Below are 1753 nucleotides of genomic sequence, written 5' to 3'. Positions count from 1 at the left end.
AAACAAAAATTACAACATTCACGAAGACAGAACTCGCCAACAAAGCAGGCGTCAGTCGCCAATCCGTGTATACGCATTTGGATCTCCTTCTGGTACTGGGTGTTCTTGAACCCGTTGAGGATTCGTACGTGTTTAGCCCCGTCTGATTTCGTCACTATCTCGTAGGTGGTGGCCTATGACAGACACATGGTCTGCCAGCAGGGAGTCAGTCTACATCCTCAGGGATGGTCTCCGAGCAGCGGAGACCATCCCGTCAGCCCTGCTGTCTTCGTTTCGAGGTGGAATCGATGAGCTGGGACGATCTCTCCAAGGACGAACTCCTCTCGCGGTTTCTCCAGATGGAGGAGCGAATCGACGAGCTGGAAGAGAAGATCGCCCAGAAGGACGAGCGGATCGAGGAACAGAACGAACTGATCGAAGAGCAGCAGGAGCGGATCGAAGAACTCGAAACACGCCTCCGGAAGTACGAGAATCCACACACTCCACCCAGTAAGCGACGGTCGGGGACCGACGGGTCCCCGACCTCGCAAGATGACGAAGACGACGATGTCCGAACTGACGGTGGCACTCCCGGTCGGAAGGATGGTCACGATCCGGAGTGGCGTTCTATGGCCGATCCTGACGAAAAAATCGAAGTCACCTGTGACTGTTGTCCTGAGTGTGGCGACCGCTTCGACGAGTCGGTGGGCATCAGCCCCCGACTCGTCGAGGAGATCCCTGATCCCCAGCCCCCAGAAATCACCCGGTACAACCGCCACTACTACCAGTGCGATTCCTGTGGAACAGAGACAGTTGCGGCTCACCCCGACTGCCCCGATGAGGGGCAGTTCGGGGTGAACGTCATCGCTCAATCAGCTCTGTCACGGTACGATCACCGCCTTCCTTACCGGAAGATCGCTGATCGCTTCGAGCAACTACACGGACTCGAACTCTCAGGTGCATCCGCGTGGCACGCGACCGAGCGCGCTGCGCGCGCCGGTCGCTGTGAGTACGAGCAGATCCGTCAAGAGATTCAGGATGCTGACGTGGTTCACATCGACGAGACAGGCATCAAGCGCGACGGTGAACAAGCGTGGATTTGGACGTTTCGGACCATTCAACATACGTTGTACGCGGTCAGGGAGAGTCGCGGAAGTGATGTTCCCGCAGAAGTCCTCGGCGAGGACTTCGCGGGAACAGTCGTCTGTGACGGATGGGCGGCGTACCCAGCTTTCAGCAGCAACCTCCAGCGGTGCTGGGCGCACATTCTTCGAGAGGCTGAAGACGCCGCCGAAAAGCAGCCAGAAGGTGAACCGATCTACCAAGCTCTCAGACAGCTATTCGTCGCTCTCCAGGCTCGGCTGGAGAGCGACCCAAGTCCACGTGAGAGAGCAGACCTCCAGCGTGTGGCGCGAAGAGAGCTTGAATCGCTGATTGAGCGGTCAGTACCCGACGGACCAGTGGCAACACTGCTGGGGAAGATCGAAGGAGGTCTCGACCACTGGCTCACCTTCGTCGGTGAGCCAGCGGTCTCTCCGACAAACAATGCCGCAGAGAACGCACTTCGTGAGCCAGTGGTTCTCCGGAAAATCATCGGAACGCTCCGTAATGACCGAGGAATGTTCGTTCACGAGACGGTCTTGTCCCTGCTGGCGACGTGGCGCCAGCAGGGACGCAATCCATACGAAGAACTTCGTCGAGTCGTCAGCAATAATGAGGTTATGTCACGGGCTCACGCTGTGCCGGCTGTCGAGACCTCGGGGTAAACACGTAC

1 protein-coding gene is annotated in these 1753 nt (G+C 57.9%); it reads left to right on the top strand.

Annotated features, from left to right (window positions below):
* Positions 1-287 precede the first annotated feature (287 nt).
* Positions 288-1745, top strand: coding sequence for an IS66 family transposase (gene tnpC / locus ACP96_RS13820; protein WP_050033744.1), 1458 nt, complete (start codon positions 288-290; stop codon positions 1743-1745).
* The last annotated feature ends 8 nt before the right edge of the window (positions 1746-1753 follow it).

Origin of the sequence: Halorubrum halophilum, assembly GCF_000739595.1 — an archaeon.
GTDB classification, from domain to species: Archaea; Halobacteriota; Halobacteria; order Halobacteriales; family Haloferacaceae; genus Halorubrum; species Halorubrum halophilum.
Note: the sequence above shows the minus strand (reverse complement) of the source record. Positions and strands in the feature narration are given on the sequence as shown.

Excerpts from the sequence above, each read along its gene's own strand:
- tnpC (WP_050033744.1), top strand. The coding sequence starts at position 288 with ATGAGCTGGGACGATCTCTCCAAGGACGAACTCCTCTCGCGGTTTCTC.